General features: G+C 34.5%; 1 protein-coding gene. It reads left to right on the top strand.

Translation table 11 applies throughout. The annotated features are described in order from the left end of the window. The coding region (locus ACEN3Z_RS12030; protein ID WP_407091002.1) for an ATP-binding protein at positions 1-255 on the top strand (255 nt) is incomplete at both ends.

Below are 255 nucleotides of genomic sequence, written 5' to 3'. Positions count from 1 at the left end.
AAACTCATTTAGCTAGTGCTTTAGGCTACAAAGCTTGTCAACAGGGTATTGAGACTCGATTTTGGCGAGTTAGTGACCTTGTCTTAGAACTTGAACGAGCATGGAAAAACAATCAATTAGAGCGGTTTAAAAAACGATTTAATCGAGTACAGTTGGTTATATTAGATGAAATGGGTTACGTCCCATTTAACAAGAATGGTTCTGAATTACTCTTTCAATTAATTAGTGATTGGTATGAAACTAAAAGTGTTGTAA

This window comes from Ruoffia sp. FAM 26254 (assembly GCF_045528545.1).
GTDB lineage: Bacteria > Bacillota > Bacilli > Lactobacillales > Aerococcaceae > Ruoffia > Ruoffia halotolerans.
This window is presented reverse-complemented; position numbering and strand designations above follow the sequence as displayed.